The following is a 15,693-nucleotide window of genomic DNA, read 5'->3' on the forward strand; positions in this document are numbered from 1 at the left end:
AGTTCAAGTGGCAGGGCGCAACCCTGTATTTCACTTCGCTGCATACGGGCTGCGGGTTACTTAGATTTCGGAATGGCTAATCGTTGATACCTGAGTATAGTAACTTCTTTATTCGTAAAAGGGATGTGACATTCCCCGTCAAAGGCTTTGCCGATGTAGATCGCATTATGGTAAATGACGTGGCATATGCGCAATTGGCGCACGTAGTTCTGTTGTGGAGGTATTTCACTACCGCCCATGAGCAGCTGCACTTTGGGCTGATAATCCAATCGCCTTACCAAATTATTTTTTGGCATCGTCTGTTAATATTTGAAAATTAGAAGCATGAAGCGTTTTTCCTGTAAAAGTAAAATAACAAATGCCTTTATAAAATTCTCCCGGATGAATTCCGCCACGATAGCGAGCGCGGCAAATGGATAGAGCATATCCGTTGTGGGTTACCGCTACAATCAAACGCTGACGCTCAGTGCTCCAAACCAACTCTGCTGCTTTTAATCGTTCATCAGCTTCTCTTTGCTGTTTGACTCGAGTAACGGACAAATCAGCTGCCTTAACATGATCAGGGTGAGGTATCGCCGGCCCAGGCAAGAAAAATCCCGCGAGACTGCGATGGTTAGCACCGGTGAACGGATTATTGATTAACAATTTAGCTATTAAAAAACTAATAGCTAAAACAACGTTAAAAGATTTGATTAAACGGCGCTGTCCATAGTGCTGGAGAAGCTTAATCCATAGGCCGCACAATAAAAAAGAAGAAATAATCACAAAATCAAGGGATTCAAGTTATTTCGATTAATAACGAAATTAAAATGCCAAAAAATTTCACGCTGGAAAAAAAGACAACAAATCAAAAATTGTATACACTGCTAGTATCAGAGAAAATTCACCGTTTGTTCAGTGACCACCGGGTATAATTTATAAGATTCTCCTTCTTGATAAAAAGCATTGAGAAAAATAATAGCAATTGCCATTATGGTTAAAGTAATCGATTCAATCGCGCTTCCTGGTAATCGACGCTGAGAGGTCATGAGAATCGCAACTATAGTAAAGACAATGCCGATGATAACGATAAAAGGCAGTAACAGTCGCACCATCAATAAAATGACATATCGAATGCTGCGCACAAATTTTTGAGTGTCATGACCGATAGCAACACCGACGCTGAAAAATAGAATACTCAAAAATAAAGAAACCTGCGGTTTATATTATAAATAAAGGAAGAAACGACAAGAACGTCTACTAAGGAAAATATCTTACTGGTGATTGCCACCGACGCCCACGCGATCGCCAAAAACAGCAGGCCGACAATGAAAAGACTAAAGCTGTCCCACAATACGTAAAATAAACTGGAGTAACTGACTTTAATTTTGTTTTCTTCATGCATGGCCATATAGAAAGCATGAATTACATAAAACACGAGATCGAAATTAATGAGACTTAAAGACTTGCCGTTAGAGCTTGTATAAGGCCAATAAATAATAATAAAGGCTAAACCTGCCGCTAAAAAAAGTAATGAGATCTCGAAGCAAGTGTTTCTGATTGAAGCGTAAAGTGTAAATCAATAGTAATAATGAGGAATAGAGATAAAGGCTAACAGCGTCGGACTGGTAATAAAGCAATGCCCCTTGCAATAATCCAATGAGAGCGCCAAGTATTAAAATAGGAAAATTCCGGATCTATAGATAGTCTCTTAATCAGTTCAATATTTACTATGACTGAGATGCAATTGAAATTAGTTTAAAGCCCCGCCGGGCAAACCTCAACCAAACTTGACATATTTAGATCACTTCGTTACTGTAAGATTTTGCGCCGATTTGAGCCTCAGCTTGCGGGCGCATTAATAAATACAGAAATACAGCTAAAGCGGGAGTGCAGATCTTCTCTATTCCCCCTTTTTTAACTGTGAACATTTACCATTGAAAGTGGGATTGCGTAGCCCGTATTCCGCTTCGCTTCATACGAGCTACTGATTATGATTGAATTACGAAACGTCACGAAAACTTATTCTGCCAAACAGGGGGAAGTTCTCGCGTTATCGGATATTAATTTACGCGTGGGCGCCGGATAAATTTTCGGAGTCATTGGAAAAAGCGGCGCGGGCAAAAGCACCTTGATTTGTTGCGTTAATTTATTAGAACGGCCTGACAAAGGGTCAGTGATTGTGGATGGGCAAGTCCTCACAACACTTTCCAGCAAAGCTTTGTGGCATGCGCGTCACCGGATGGGAATGGTGTTTCAACACTTTAATTTATTAAGTGCGCGCACGGCCTATCAAAATATCGCCTTTCCTTTACAATTGCTGGGCAAGAATCCTTCCGAAATTAGAAAAGTCGTTTTGCCGCTTTTGGAATTAACCAACTTAACCGCTAAAATGAACGCCTATCTCAGTCAATTGAGCGGCGGTCAAAAGCAACGTGTAGCCATCGCACGTCCCTTAGTGACCAATCCGACCGTCTTATTATGCGATGAAATGACCTCCACGCTGGACCCGGAAACGACGCATTCTATTTTACAGCTGTTCAAAAATATCAATCGGGAGTTGAATTTATCAATTTTATTAATTACGCACGAGGCGGAAGTTATTAAAACCGTAGCCGATCGAGTAGCGGTATTAGATCAAGGCCGAATTGTGGAAGAGAACGATGTGGTCAGTTTATTTAAACGTCCCAAAACAGAAATTGCCAAAAAATTTACGCGTTCATCAATTGAAGTAAAATTACCCAAATTTTAAAAAATCGGTTGTAAAAAATAACGGTGGATGAGGGATATACCTTGCTTCGCATTGATTTCACCGAGCATAATGCCGAAACGCTAATTATTGATGAGTTTATTAGAAAATTCGATTTGCAAGTTAATATCTTACAAGGCCGTCTTGAATTTTTGCGCGACGACTCTATTGGTATGATGTTAGTTGCTCTTCGCAACGTAAAGGACGCCTTGCCACAAGGTATAGCATATCTAAATGAGAAAGGTTTACAAGTTGAGGTTTTGGGTTATGTCAGTACATGTGATTGGTGCTATCGTTAATTCCTTAGGAGAGACCATCGAAATGGTGATTATTCCCTGTATTATTGCGGTTATTATTGGCTTGCCGTTAGGTGTGATTTTGTTGGTAACGCAAAAAAATCAACTGTTGGCTCGGCCCTTTTTAAATCGTGTTTTGTCGTCGCTTTTTAACGCGGCGCGTTCGATTCCATTTATTATTTTAACGATTGCGATTATACCCTTAACGCGATTTATTGTGGGCACCTCGATTGGGACAACAGCGGCCATTGTGCCCTTAAGTTTATGCGCTATACTTTTTTCGCGCGCTTATCGGAAACCGCTATGCAGGAAGTGCCCGCGGGTTTAATCGAAGCCACTCAGGCGATGGGTGCAACACCCATGCAGATTATTCGCAAGGTATTGATACCTGAAGCGTTACCGACCTTGGTCCGGGGGATTACGCTAACGGTGGTTACGTTAGTAGGCTATTCGGCGATGGCTGGCGTGGTGGGCGGCGTAGGTTTGGGTGATTTGGCTATTCGGTATGGTTATGAGCGGTTGATATTCGCGTTATGCTTATTACCATTGCTGTTTTGATTGTTCTCGTCCAATTATTGCAGTACTTGGGCGATTGGGCGGTAAATCGACTTTCTTATTACAAATAAGGGAAATTTCCATGCTAAAAAAATTAATGAGACTTTTAATTTCAGGGTTAATGATTGTTGGATTAACGGCTTGTCATCAAAAAGAAGCAAAAATGAAGTTCTGTGGGTACTATCACCAGGCCCGAAACACAATTGATGGAAGCGGCTAAACAAGTTGCTTTAAAGCGTTACGGATTGCACGTCAATGTCATTACTTTTTCGGATTATAACACCCCGAATGAAGCGCTAGCGGATGGCAGTATCGATGCGAATATGTTTAACATCTTCCTTATTTAAAAGCCCAAATTGAAGCGCGTGCTTATAAAATCGTTTCCATCGGAGAAATTTGTTTATCCAAGGGTTTTATATTCCAAAAAAATCACCGCGCTTACCCAGTTAAAAACGGGCGCAAAAATTGCCATCCCAAGCGACCCTAGCAACGAAGCGCGTGCCCTCCTGTTATTAGTAGAGAAGGCCCAATTAATTCAACTAAAGCCTCACGTTACTATTAACGCCAGCTCAATGGATATCGCGACCAATCCCAAAAAGCTAAAAATTGTGGAGCTCGACGCAGCCCAGCTATCTCGTTCGCTGGGGGATGTCGATCTTGCCGCCATCTAATACTAACTATACGCCATCCCTGCCGGCTTATCGTCCTCGCGCGACGCATTACTCAGCGAAGGCCCAGACTCGCCTTATGCCAATATCGTGGCTGTCCGAGAAGATGATAAAAATGACCCGCGTTTAAAACAATTAATCTCGGCATTACATTCACCAGAAGTTTTAAGCGCGGCTGAGAAAATATTCGGCGACGGTGCAATTCCCGCATGGAAATAATGAAATACAATGTGCAAGCCGCAATCCAGACCTGTATAATGTTCCTCCGAGCCAGCTAAACAGTCGCTCAACGTCAGTTGAGAGGAAAGTCCGGGCTCCATCGGGCAGAGTGCCAGGTAATCCCTGGGAGGCGCGAGCCTACGGAAAGTGCAACAGAAAGAATACCGCTGTTGTCAGGCAGTAAGGGTGAAATGGTGTGGTAAGAGCACACCGCGTTGGTGGTAACATTAACGGCGATGGTAAACCCCACTCGGAGCAAGGCCAAATAGGAATCCTGATTATGTGGCCCACACAGTGGATTCGGGTAGGCTGCTTGAGGTACGTGGTGACATGTATCCCAGATAGATGACTGTTCATGACAGAACCCGGCTTATCGGCTGGCTCTCCAAAATTACAAGCGCGAAGAAAAATATCGAGGTCAAATCAAGTAAAAAATCAATTAAAAGCAACAGTGCCCCTTCCACAATCCTTCTCCCACTTGCGTGGGAGGCTAGGGGAGGGCAAAGAACCTAGTAGTTAGTTTTTAAAACCCCTTCCCCAGGGAGGGGAATAGCTCTGCTTAGAAGAGACTAGAAAGCGAGTCCTTTTATTAAAATCTTTGGAGATTAGAATGCAGGAAATATTGTCCCAATTAAATAAAGAAATCGAAGGATTGAAAAAAGCAGGCCTTTACAAATCCGAACGAATTATCACCTCATCCCAGAACGCAGAAATTAAAGTAGGTGAGAAAGAAGTTCTTAATTTTTGCGCTAATAATTATTTAGGGTTGGCTGGTCATCCAGCGTTAATTAAAGCCGCACAAACAGCCGTTGAACAGTATGGATTTGGTATGGCATCAGTGCGCTTTATTTGTGGGACACAAACCATTCATAAAGAACTTGAAAAAAATATCAGCGAATTTTTGGGTGCCGACGATACCATTCTTTATTCCTCTTGTTTTGATGCAAATGGTGGTTTATTTGAAACCTTATTAGGCCCTGAAGACGCTATCATTAGTGATGAATTGAATCACGCGAGTATTATCGATGGTATTCGATTATGTAAAGCAAAACGGTATCGCTATAAAAATAACGCCATGGATGATTTGGAAGCGAAATTAAAAGAAGCCGATGAAAAAGGCGCACGATTTAAATTAATCGCAACGGATGGCGTTTTTTCGATGGATGGCATCATCGCTGATTTAAAATCAATTTCTAATTTAGCTGATAAATATAACGCTTTAGTCATGGTGGATGATTCACACGCGGTTGGATTTATAGGTGAAAACGGCCGAGGCACACCGGAATATTGCGGCGTTGCTGATCGCATGGATATTCTTACCGGCACTTTAGGTAAAGCATTAGGGGGCGCATCCGGTGGTTACACCTCGGGGCATAAAGAAATTATTGAGTGGCTGCGCAACCGTTCACGGCCGTATTTATTTTCAAACACGGTCGCGCCTATCATTGTTGCGACTTCGCTAAAAGTCCTTGAATTATTAAAAACCGAAGGCCCGCAATTACGCAAAAAAATACAAGAAAACAGTCGCTATTTCCGTGCCGGCATGGAAAAATTGGGCTTCCAATTGGTGCCGGGCAATCATCCTATTATTCCGGTGATGTTTGGAGATGCTCAATTGGCAACGAATATGGCAGATCAATTATTGCGGGAAGGGATTTATGTGGTTGGGTTTTCATATCCAGTTGTGCCAATGGGTAAAGCTCGCATCCGTGTTCAAATGTCAGCGATTCATACGCAACAACAATTGGATCGAGCGATTGAAGCGTTTGGGCAGGTGGGTAAGAAATTAGGAGCTATTTAAACTCCTCTTTCCATTTGCGGGAGTGGATCTAAAAAAACTTATGAAAGTACTTTCCAAACTAAAACCAGCCTCTGGCCTCTGGCTTCACGAGGTGCCAAAGCCTAAACCCGGCCGGGACGAAGTATTAATTAAAATTAAAAAAACCGCCATTTGCGGCACGGATTTGCATATTTATAAATGGGATGAATGGGCGCAAAAAATCATTCCTGTCCCCATGCACGTGGGGCATGAATTTGTTGGTGAAATCGTGGAGGTAGGTGAGGCCGCTAGTGGGTTGGTGGTTGGAGATCGGGTTTCAGGGGAAGGGCACATCACGTGTGGGGATTGTCGTAATTGCCGCGCCGGTAAGCGCCATTTGTGTCGCTACACCGTTGGCGTTGGCGTAAATCGTCCTGGCGCGTTTGCGGAATATCTAGTTATCCCCGCTAAAAATGTGTATAAAATTCCGACTAAAATTAGCGATAATATTGCTGCCATTTTAGATCCTTTTGGCAACGCTGCACATTCTGCGTTGGAGTTTGATTTAGTGGGCGAAGATGTATTAATTACCGGTGCAGGTCCCGTCGGATTGATGTCAGCAGCCATTGCGCGCCACGTCGGGGCGCGGCATGTAGTGATAACGGATGTCAATGATTACCGCTTAGCCTTAGCTGAAAAAGTGGGCGTAAGCGCCGCCGTTAACTCGAAAAAAATCCCCTTAACGGAGACGATGGAAAATCTTAGGATGGTAGAGGGTTTTAACGTCGGTCTTGAAATGTCAGGAAACGCTGAGGCTTTTCGCAGCATGTTAACGGTAATGAATAATGGCGGAAAAATCGCCTTTTTGGGTATCCCAGCGGAACCGTTTGCAATTGATTGGAATCAAGTCGTTTTTAAAAGCTTATTGATAAAAGGGATTTATGGACGCCGTATGTTTGAGACGTGGTATAAAATGACTAATTTATTACTAAGCGGGTTAGACATTTCACCTATCATCACGCATGAGTTTCCGATGAAGGATTTTCAACAAGGATTTGATGTAATTATATCAGGTAAAACAGGTAAAGTGATTTTGAATTGGGAGGAATGAAATAGGGAAGATTTAGAAATATCTTCCTTATTATTCTAGCTCCTTAGAGCTGGAGAAGAACGCTCCTCTTCCTTCGATTTAGAAGAAACAGGTTTAGCTTTAGAAGTGGTGAATATAGTAGATGGGTTTGGGCTCACGCACTTTTGTATTACCTTCTTGACATTTAAAGGTACTTTAATGTTTTTGAAGAAACCCAGTTGATGCTAAAATCCTACCTTCAATCACCTAATGGAGTGAAACCATGCCGTCCCCGTCATTTGACATTCAGTCTGAATTGAACAAACACGAAGTGAGTAATGCTGTGGATCAAGCCAATCGGGAGGTCAGAACCCGCTTTGATTTTAAAGGATCTGGTGTCGCGTATAAATACGAAGGAAACAGCATTATTTTACAAGCGGAAACCAATTTTCAGCTTAAGCAAATGATTGATATTTTGAAAAACAAATTTGCTAAACGTCATATCGACGTCGCCCATATGAAATTAGAAGATCCCATCATCCAGCATAAAAGCGCTCAACAAATTGTGATGTTGCTCGACGGCATCGATCAAATCACCGCCAAAAAGATCATCAAACTCATCAAAGACCAAAAACTCAAAGTCCAAGTCGCTATCCAGGGCGAAAAAGTCCGTGTGACTGGCAAAAAGCGCGATGACTTACAGTCTGTAATCGGTCTGCTCAAAGAGCAAGAAATCGGCCTTCCTCTTCAATTTGACAACTTTCGGGATTAACAACCCTCTCCTACGGGGAAGAGGGGATAAGATAAGTTGCAGCCATTTTAATTTTGGGCTTTGTCACTCCGTCCATGGGGGAGTCCTGGCTAAAAGGCTAAGAAAAACACCATCGGTGTTTTTCTTAGCCTTTTAGCCAGGATCCTCCCGACTCGGCCGTGAAGGTTTTGTATGCTTCAATTAATACAGCAGATGCCCCCGCGGGAGGACGACGGGTTTTTAAGTTTTTCACGCTTCACCACGGGTGGGTAATGATAGAGGCCCCTTGTGTTAAGAAGCTTTGAAAGGAACAAGGTGAATGAAAGAGAAGCATCAACTTTACAGCCATTAGGGGTTTATGCTTAAGTTGACGCCTAGGCGCCCGCCCGGCAACGATAGGAGTTTGGAATGGCTTTCCTCTTGTTTTTTCAACAATAGCATATAGTTAGACTGTCTGTGTCAAAAAGTGGTATAATGTAGAAAAATGTGGGGAATTTTAGATGTTTCGGGGGTTAAATCCCATTGCAGTTGATGTCAAAGGTCGAATCGCCATACCGGCACGCTATCGCGAACCGATCCAAAGCGAAGCGGACGCTATCTTAGTAGTTACCATTGATACCGAAGAGCGCTGCCTTTTAATTTACACCCACCCACACTGGGAACAAATTGAGCAAAAATTGGAAAGCTTACCGAGTTATCATCCTGCAAGCCGTCGGGTTCAGCGGTTGTTAATTGGTCACGCTACAGAAGTGGAATTAGATCGCAGCGGTCGAATTTTAGTTCCGCCTGTATTACGAGAATATGCGGGCTTAGGGTCAATGGCGATGCTGGTAGGGCAAGGCAAAAAATTTGAATTATGGGGCAAGTCGCAATGGGAGACGGCTCGCGAAGATTGGTTGGCGGAACAGCTTCTGAAAGAAGACGATTTGCCGCCGGAGTTAAGGTCTCTTTCATTGTAATGGCGATGGAGGCACATAAACCGGTTTTATTTGATGAAGTGATGAAAGGGCTTGCGATTCGACCGGATGGAATTTATGTCGATGGAACATTTGGAAGAGGAGGGCATAGCTTTGGCATATTACAGCGGTTGGCGCCAAAGGGCCGCTTGATGGCGATGGATAAAGACCCAGATGCTGTTGGCGTTGCAAATAAAGCCCTTTTTGAGGATACGCGATTCAGCATCATCCATGAAACGTTTGCGAAGTTGCAAAAAGCTATCAGGGATCACAGATGGGAAGGAAGAGTGAATGGAATATTGCTGGATATCGGGGTTTCGTCACCCCAATTGGAGGATGCTAAACGTGGATTTAGCTTTTCAAAGGATGGGCCATTAGATATGCGAATGAATCCGAAACAAAGTATGGATGCAGCTAGTTGGATTAATCAGGCCGCAATGGAAGAGATTCGTGGCGTGCTTTGGAATTACGGCGAAGAACGCTTTGCTAAGCGCATCGCCCAAGCGATTGTTAAGGTGCGCGAAGAAAAACGCATTACCCGAACCCAAGAATTAAGCGACATTGTCATAAAAGCTTATCCTCAACGAGAGATTAAAAAACACCCAGCAACGCGAACTTTCCAAGCCATTCGGATTTTTATCAATCGAGAATTGGATGAATTGCGCGAATGTTTACCGCAGTGTTTGGAAGTGTTAGCAATCGGCGGTCGATTGTGCGTGATTAGTTTTCACTCGCTGGAAGACCGTCTCGTTAAACGGTTTATCCAAAAAGAGTCGGGCAATCATTTGCCGCGTGAGATCCCGATTTTGGCAAAAGATATAAAGTACCGATTAAAAACCCTCGGTTCTCTGATCAGACCAACAGAGGCCGAAATTAAAAAAAACCCGCGGGCGCGTAGTGCTCGCCTACGCATCATGGAGAAACTCACATGAACACAGCAACCCGTGTCATCGTCGCACAAAATGTGAGGACGCGGAACCGCAGCTTCCTGGTAACTAAACAAGGAGTGGTGATTGTGGCGCTGGTCATCGCATTGTTGTGCTCTGCTTTTGGTATGGTTTATTTTAAGGACTTAAACCGCCGGTTGTTCATTCAATATCAAACCCTGCAGCGTGAAAAAGCTGAAGAGCTTATTCAATGGGGAAAATTGTTATTAGAACAAACCACATGGTCAACCCAATCCCGAGTTCAACGAATCGCTGAGCAGCAATTAGGAATGCAACTGCCGAGTGCAAAGGAGGTCATTTTAGTTAATGCCGATGCGATGATTGAGTAACCCCGTGCAACGCGCTTGGCGATTTTACGCGTTATGGTTTTTACTGAGTGTCGCGGTGGCCGGATTATTATGGCGATTGATCGACTTAAACGTCTTGGATCGATCTTTTCTACTAAGGCAAAGTAAGGCGAGGATTCTTCGTGTCGTCAATATTCCGGCTTATCGCGGTATGATTACCGACCGATTGGGGGTACCGTTAGGCATTAGTACGCCGGTGGATTCCGTATGGATAAATCCGCAATTATTTCAAGCGACGCCGATTCAATTAAAACAGCTTGCTCACCTTTTACATCTCCCTCTTTCGTTTATTAAAAAGCGAGCCAAAAAAACGGTGGATCGTCAGTTCGTTTATTTAAAGCGCGGTAATCCTCCTTTCGTAGCAAAACAAATTCGTGGGCTAAATATTTCGGGAGTTTTTTTTCAGCGTGAATATCGGCGGTATTATCCGGAAGGTGAAGTGACTGCTCATGTGGTTGGGTTGACGAATATCGATGATCAAGGACAGGAAGGGCTAGAGCTCGCCTATAATCGATGGCTTGGGGGAACGCCGGGTAAAATGGAAGTGTTAAAAGACCGTCTAGGCTATGTGATTGCTGATGTGGCCGTGTTGCAAAAACCCGCCCAAGGACATGATTTAAATTTAAGTATAGATCATCGAATTCAATATTTGGCGTATAAAGCGTTGGAGGAAACGGTTTCCACTTATCACGCACAATCGGGTTCTGTAGTCGTGCTCGATGTAAAAACGGGTGAAATTTTAGCGATGGTAAACCAACCAAGTTACAACCCAAATAACCGCCCGACTGATCACGACGGACGGTATCGTAACCGAGCGGTGACGGATATGTTTGAACCAGGCTCCGTCAATAAGCCTTTCACGATCGCGCTCGCTTTGGAAAGCGGCCGATACAAACCTGATACCCAAATTGATGCCAACCCCGGATGGATGAAAATCGGCGGTTATCACATTCACGATGATTTAAATTACGGCGTTGTCACGCTGACGCAATTACTGCAAAAATCAAGTAATATCGCCGCAGCTAAGATTTTGTTATCTTTGACCCCCCAGCATTATTACACTTTATTACAGGCATTTGGTTTTGGCGAAAGAACCACAAGCGGATTCCCTGGTGAATCTAACGGTGCTTTGATCCCTTATGAAACATGGGTTCCGAGCGTCGTTGCCACTTTGGCTTATGGATACGGTCTTGCGGTAACCACGTTGCAACTCGCTCAAGGTTACGCAGTTTTAGCCGCCGGCGGCATAAGAAAACCGGTTACATTTGTTAAAGTAAACAAGTCCACACAAGGCGTTCGGTTTTTGCCAGAAAACGTCGCAAAAACCGTAATAAAAATGCTTGAAACCGTTGTTCAAAAGGGAGGAACGGGTACGCGTGCACAAGTCTATGGTTATAGTGTGGCAGGAAAAACAGGGACCGCTTATATTGCCGGACCGAATGGTTATTTCAAATACCGCTACGTAGCTTCATTCGTCGGTATCGCGCCAGCGAATAATCCACGCTTAGTTGCCGCCGTCGTAATTCGCGATCCGCAAGGCCAGCATTTCGGCGGAATTGTAGCCGCTCCTTTATTTTCAAAAGTCATGAGTGGCGCTTTGCGCATATTAGATGTGCGACCGGATAATTCGTAGACGTTTAAACCGACGCCCTCAATGAATTATCGGCACTGTCGTCCGGTCTTCCCCTGTATTCAGCCATATAATCGCAAAATTCAGGAGCCATCAAACGTAGCGTTTTTCGAGGCAGAGTAATTAAGTAACTAAAAAATTCATCATGAACGTGGATAATGGCATCTTGATCTTGAGCAAAAAAAGAAAATCCATACCCCTGACTGCTTAGTAATGTTTCAATCTGGGGATGTGTGTCATAAATGGAAAGCGTGCCATCCTCGCGTTTTATCATTGGGTTTGCTATAATAAGGCTAATAGTGCATAGCCAGTTTTATTTGCTCTCCTACTTCCACAACGCGCGCGACTTTATAAACTTGTTTATCGCTCCAATAATAAAAACCGTCTTTAATGCAAGGAAAAGCAGGATGCGCCTCTAGCAACGAAGAATAATCGGTTTTTTAAAAAATAAAATAATGTTTTCTCCTTGGTAGATAGAAAAAGTAGCGATAAATTTTTGTAATATTCTGTCATTGGGGTTTCTTTCCAGTTGTTTTTCGACTTCTGTAAAGCGCTTACCAAAAGATGATTGGTAAGGTTATTATGGGTTTTTAAGACTTTATAAAACAAAGGAGACTGGAATGAGTATGAGTACGGCTAATAATTGTGTTGATTATATCGGCCATTTTTTACGGGGGAGCATACTGGGTTGCGATTGTGGTGTGGCCGTTGCCTGTTGCGCGTTAATGCTAGTAGTGCCAGTAGAGCGCTCCCGGCTTTTTGATAGGCAAATACTATTGTGGGTGGGTTTGTATTTGCAGGAGGGACGGATTATTCCATTTGGAAACACTGTCGACAACCGGAAGAAGAGGAGAAGTCGCTGCCGACGCGGGGAGAAGATTTGCCCGAGCTGTTCTACTACCAAAAATAGATTTTCGTCATTAGCTTTTGCTATCGAACTAAGCAGGTATAATCCTTTAGATGAATGGAAAATACCTGAGTCAGTTATTAGACGCTAAAAATAAGGCGCTAACGGCCGATGTATTAATCAAAGCCCTTCAAACAGATAGCCGGAAAATACAGCCCGGTGATCTTTTTATCGCTTATCCAGGATTGGAGGTGGATGGGCGGGATTATATTAAAGAAGCGCTGGATAAAAAAGCGGCGGCCGTGTTTTATGAGGCTAATCAATATAACCCTTCGATTCAAACCAAAGTCCCCTTAATTCCCTTTGAAGATTTACAGCATCGTATTGGCGAAATTGCCGCCCGATTTTATGACGATCCTTCACGTAAAATGGAAATCATCGGTATCACGGGCACCAATGGGAAAACTTCCTGCGCCCAATTCATTGCGCAAGCCTTGCAATCTCAAGGAATCCGTTGTGGCGTTATAGGAACCTTGGGTTACGGCTTTTTGGGGAATTTACACAAAACCTCTCACACCACCCCCGAACCCATCCAATTGCAACAAGCCTTTGATGAAATGCGAAAACAAGGTGTAAAGGCAATTGCAATGGAAGTTTCCTCGCACGCCCTGCATCAGCGGCGGGTGGAAGGCGTGCAGTTTGACATCGCTGTATTTACCCAATTATCGCGCGACCATTTGGATTACCACGGTGACATGGAAAATTACGCGTGTGCGAAAGAATTATTATTCCAGCAGCCGGGATTGCATGCTGGCGTAGTGAATTGTGATGACGCTTTAGGAAAACGCATCATCGCTCATTATCATCATCAATTAACTTTAGTGGGTTATTCCGCTAACGGAGTGAAAGACGACCGGGTTTCTTCCGTGATTGCCAGCGCTATTCAATCTTTAGCACAAGGATTTTCGGTGGAGGTTCAAACTCCTTGGGGGAAAGGCACTTTCACCATGCCTTTGCTCGGTCGGTTTAATATCAGCAATTTGTTAGCGGTTTTAAGCGTGTTGTGTCTGTGTGAAATTCCCTTCGACAAAGCGCTGCCGGAATTATCTCAATTGCGTAATGTACCTGGGCGAATGCAGGTGGTGGATAGTCAGCGTCAACCCCAGATTATTGTCGATTACGCCCATACCCCCGATGCACTGGAAAAAGCGTTAACTACTTTACGCGAACATTGTCAGGGCCGATTAATTTGTGTTTTTGGTTGTGGGGGCGATCGTGACCGCGGCAAACGACCACAAATGGCTGCCGTTGCCGAGCAACATGCCGATCAAATTATTTTAACGAACGATAATCCACGTACAGAATCGCCTTTAACCATTATTCAAAATATACAAGCGGGTTTTAAAAATAAAAATGCAGTGCTTGTAAAATTGGATCGTGCCGAAGCGATCCGCTATGCCGTGCAAATGGCGGCGGTTAATGATATCGTTCTGATTGCTGGCAAAGGGCATGAAACTACGCAAACCATGGGAGATCAGGTGCTGCCTTTTAATGACGTCGAGGAAGCTAAAAAAGCGTTATGATGAAATTATCTGAAGCTGCAAAAATTGTTAATGCCGATTTGACAGGGGAAGATACGGTGTTTGAGAACGTGAGTACGGACACTCGCACGGTTCAACCCGATAGCCTTTTTATTGCTTTGCGCGGCCCCAATTTCGATGCGAATGATTTTATTGCTAAAGCGGAAGAACAAGGCGCTGTGGGAGCCGTTGTGAATCGGGTAGTAAAAACCACTTTGCCCCTGATTTGTGTCAGTGATACCTTAGAAGCCCTGGGGCGATTAGCTCGTTATCAACGTGAGCAAATCCCCATTCCGGCAATTGTAGTGACGGGTAGCTGTGGCAAGACGACAACACGTACGCTCTTGGTGAGCGTCTTTCGTCAATGCAGCAATGTATTGGCGAGCGAAAAAAGTTTTAACAATAATATTGGTGTGCCGTTAACATTATTACGATTGCGTCCTGATCACCATTACGCTGTGCTCGAACTGGGCGCTAATCATCCGGGTGAAATTGCTTATTTGACAGGGCTCGCCAAACCCTGTGTAGCCATTATCACCAACGCTGGACCCGTCCATTTGGAAGGTTTTCATAGCCTCGAAGGTGTGGCCAAAGCCAAAGGTGAAATTTTTGAAGGATTGTTATCGGATGGAACCGCGGTTATTAATAACGACGATCATTTTGCTGAATTTTGGCGACGTTTAGCCGATTCGAGACGGGTTATTGGTTTTGGAATAAACCAGCCGGCGGATGTCATGGCTAAAAATATCACTCTAAATTCAGATGGACGGCCCGCGTTCCAACTCGTTTTGCCCACTGGCCAACTTGAAATTCAATTGTCCTTAATTGGTGTACATAATGTCGCTAACGCACTCGCGGCGGGCGCGGCGGCCTACGCTCAACAATTGTCCACGGACGCTATCAAAGCAGGATTGGAAAGCGTGGTTGCTGTTAAAAGGCGACTCGTCGAACAAAAAGGTTATCGCGATGCGATCATTATTGATGACACCTATAACGCCAACCCTCTCTCAGTATCCGCCGCTATTGCGGTGTTGACAAAACGACCCGGGCATTCCGTTTTGGTATTGGGTGATATGTTGGAGTTAGGCGAAGGTGCTGAGCAATTTCACCAAGAAATTGGAAAACGCGCTTTTGAAGCAGGCGTGAAACAACTGTATTGCTATGGCACTTTAACCAAACACACTGCCAACGCCTTTGGTAAAAATGCCCATCATTTTGATAATCAAGAAAAATTATTAACTGCTTTAAAAAACGATCTCAATGCCAATGCCGTTGTGTTAGTTAAAGGGTCGCTTTCTATGAGAATGGGCAACATTGCCCACGCTTTATTAGAGGAATAAT

Annotated in this window: 12 protein-coding genes, 1 other RNA gene and 5 pseudogenes; 14 read left to right on the forward strand and 4 right to left on the reverse strand. The window is 43.9% G+C overall.

Annotated features, from left to right (window positions below; translation table 11 throughout):
- Positions 1-56: 56 nt before the first annotated feature.
- The 3 genes from OWO34_RS00505 to OWO34_RS00515 form a co-directional block, all read right to left on the reverse strand.
- A complete protein-coding gene (locus OWO34_RS00505; RefSeq protein WP_267256173.1) occupies positions 57-296 on the reverse strand; it encodes a hypothetical protein in 240 nt (79 codons plus the stop codon).
- The gene (locus OWO34_RS00510; RefSeq protein WP_267256174.1) at positions 283-765 is read right to left on the reverse strand and encodes a hypothetical protein; all 483 of its coding nucleotides are present in this window, start codon (positions 763-765) and stop codon (positions 283-285) included. The genes OWO34_RS00505 and OWO34_RS00510 overlap by 14 nt, the downstream gene beginning before the upstream one ends.
- A gap of 107 nt (positions 766-872) precedes the next feature.
- On the reverse strand, positions 873-1,181 hold the full coding sequence (locus tag OWO34_RS00515) for a hypothetical protein (protein WP_267256175.1): 309 nt from the start codon (positions 1,179-1,181) through the stop codon (positions 873-875).
- A gap of 791 nt (positions 1,182-1,972) precedes the next feature.
- Here OWO34_RS00515 and OWO34_RS00520 point away from each other — a divergent pair.
- The 11 genes and pseudogenes from OWO34_RS00520 (at position 1,973) to OWO34_RS00575 (ending at position 11,928) form a co-directional block, all read left to right on the forward strand.
- Positions 1,973-3,027: pseudogene (locus OWO34_RS00520) on the forward strand (methionine ABC transporter ATP-binding protein).
- Positions 2,996-3,650 (forward strand): annotated as a pseudogene (locus OWO34_RS00525) (methionine ABC transporter permease). Before OWO34_RS00520 ends, OWO34_RS00525 begins: the two co-directional pseudogenes overlap by 32 nt.
- Positions 3,651-3,785: 135 nt before the next feature.
- Positions 3,786-4,466 (forward strand): annotated as a pseudogene (locus OWO34_RS00530) (MetQ/NlpA family ABC transporter substrate-binding protein).
- Positions 4,467-4,513: 47 nt separating this feature from the next.
- Positions 4,514-4,855: RNase P RNA component class A (gene rnpB, locus OWO34_RS00535), an RNA gene on the forward strand.
- 221 nt (positions 4,856-5,076) lie between these two features.
- Positions 5,077-6,267, forward strand: a complete 1,191-nt coding sequence (locus tag OWO34_RS00540) for a glycine C-acetyltransferase (protein WP_267256176.1) — start codon at positions 5,077-5,079, stop codon at positions 6,265-6,267.
- Positions 6,268-6,307: 40 nt separating this feature from the next.
- Positions 6,308-7,336, forward strand: a complete 1,029-nt coding sequence (tdh, locus tag OWO34_RS00545) for an L-threonine 3-dehydrogenase (protein WP_267256177.1) — start codon at positions 6,308-6,310, stop codon at positions 7,334-7,336.
- 241 nt (positions 7,337-7,577) lie between these two features.
- Positions 7,578-8,066: a YajQ family cyclic di-GMP-binding protein gene (locus OWO34_RS00555; protein WP_267256178.1), complete on the forward strand. Its 489-nt coding sequence runs from the start codon at positions 7,578-7,580 to the stop codon at positions 8,064-8,066.
- A gap of 479 nt (positions 8,067-8,545) precedes the next feature.
- A complete protein-coding gene (gene mraZ, locus OWO34_RS00560) occupies positions 8,546-9,004 on the forward strand; it encodes a division/cell wall cluster transcriptional repressor MraZ (RefSeq protein ID WP_267256179.1) in 459 nt (152 codons plus the stop codon).
- A gap of 5 nt (positions 9,005-9,009) precedes the next feature.
- Positions 9,010-9,933, forward strand: coding sequence for a 16S rRNA (cytosine(1402)-N(4))-methyltransferase RsmH (rsmH, locus tag OWO34_RS00565; protein WP_267256200.1), 924 nt, complete (start codon positions 9,010-9,012; stop codon positions 9,931-9,933).
- Complete coding sequence (gene ftsL / locus OWO34_RS00570) at positions 9,930-10,277, forward strand: cell division protein FtsL (RefSeq protein WP_267256180.1); 348 nt, start codon at positions 9,930-9,932, stop codon at positions 10,275-10,277. The genes rsmH and ftsL overlap by 4 nt, the downstream gene beginning before the upstream one ends.
- Positions 10,270-11,928 (forward strand): peptidoglycan D,D-transpeptidase FtsI family protein, encoded by a 1,659-nt coding sequence (locus OWO34_RS00575; RefSeq protein ID WP_267256181.1) that lies wholly within the window; start codon positions 10,270-10,272, stop codon positions 11,926-11,928. Before ftsL ends, OWO34_RS00575 begins: the two co-directional genes overlap by 8 nt.
- A 4-nt stretch (positions 11,929-11,932) precedes the next feature.
- Here OWO34_RS00575 and OWO34_RS00580 read toward each other — a convergent pair.
- Positions 11,933-12,490: pseudogene (locus tag OWO34_RS00580) on the reverse strand (hypothetical protein); the annotation flags it as partial.
- 61 nt (positions 12,491-12,551) lie between these two features.
- Here OWO34_RS00580 and OWO34_RS00585 point away from each other — a divergent pair.
- The 3 genes and pseudogenes from OWO34_RS00585 (at position 12,552) to OWO34_RS00595 (ending at position 15,692) form a co-directional block, all read left to right on the forward strand.
- Positions 12,552-12,835: pseudogene (locus OWO34_RS00585) on the forward strand (hypothetical protein).
- 50 nt (positions 12,836-12,885) lie between these two features.
- Positions 12,886-14,355 (forward strand): UDP-N-acetylmuramoyl-L-alanyl-D-glutamate--2,6-diaminopimelate ligase, encoded by a 1,470-nt coding sequence (locus OWO34_RS00590; protein ID WP_267256182.1) that lies wholly within the window; start codon positions 12,886-12,888, stop codon positions 14,353-14,355.
- A complete protein-coding gene (locus tag OWO34_RS00595) occupies positions 14,352-15,692 on the forward strand; it encodes a UDP-N-acetylmuramoyl-tripeptide--D-alanyl-D-alanine ligase (protein ID WP_267256183.1) in 1,341 nt (446 codons plus the stop codon). The genes OWO34_RS00590 and OWO34_RS00595 overlap by 4 nt, the downstream gene beginning before the upstream one ends.
- The last annotated feature ends 1 nt before the right edge of the window (position 15,693 follow it).

Source organism: Coxiella endosymbiont of Ornithodoros maritimus (genome assembly GCF_907164965.1).
In the GTDB taxonomy this organism is placed as follows: Bacteria; Pseudomonadota; Gammaproteobacteria; order Coxiellales; family Coxiellaceae; genus Coxiella.

Coding starts and splice junctions, on each gene's coding strand:
- tdh (WP_267256177.1), top strand. CDS start 6,308: ATGAAAGTACTTTCCAAACTAAAACCAGCCTCTGGCCTCTGGCTTCAC.
- OWO34_RS00540 (WP_267256176.1), top strand. CDS start 5,077: ATGCAGGAAATATTGTCCCAATTAAATAAAGAAATCGAAGGATTGAAA.
- OWO34_RS00505 (WP_267256173.1), bottom strand. CDS start 296: ATGCCAAAAAATAATTTGGTAAGGCGATTGGATTATCAGCCCAAAGTG.
- OWO34_RS00595 (WP_267256183.1), top strand. CDS start 14,352: ATGATGAAATTATCTGAAGCTGCAAAAATTGTTAATGCCGATTTGACA.
- ftsL (WP_267256180.1), top strand. CDS start 9,930: ATGAACACAGCAACCCGTGTCATCGTCGCACAAAATGTGAGGACGCGG.
- OWO34_RS00590 (WP_267256182.1), top strand. CDS start 12,886: ATGAATGGAAAATACCTGAGTCAGTTATTAGACGCTAAAAATAAGGCG.
- OWO34_RS00555 (WP_267256178.1), top strand. CDS start 7,578: ATGCCGTCCCCGTCATTTGACATTCAGTCTGAATTGAACAAACACGAA.
- mraZ (WP_267256179.1), top strand. CDS start 8,546: ATGTTTCGGGGGTTAAATCCCATTGCAGTTGATGTCAAAGGTCGAATC.
- rsmH (WP_267256200.1), top strand. CDS start 9,010: ATGGAGGCACATAAACCGGTTTTATTTGATGAAGTGATGAAAGGGCTT.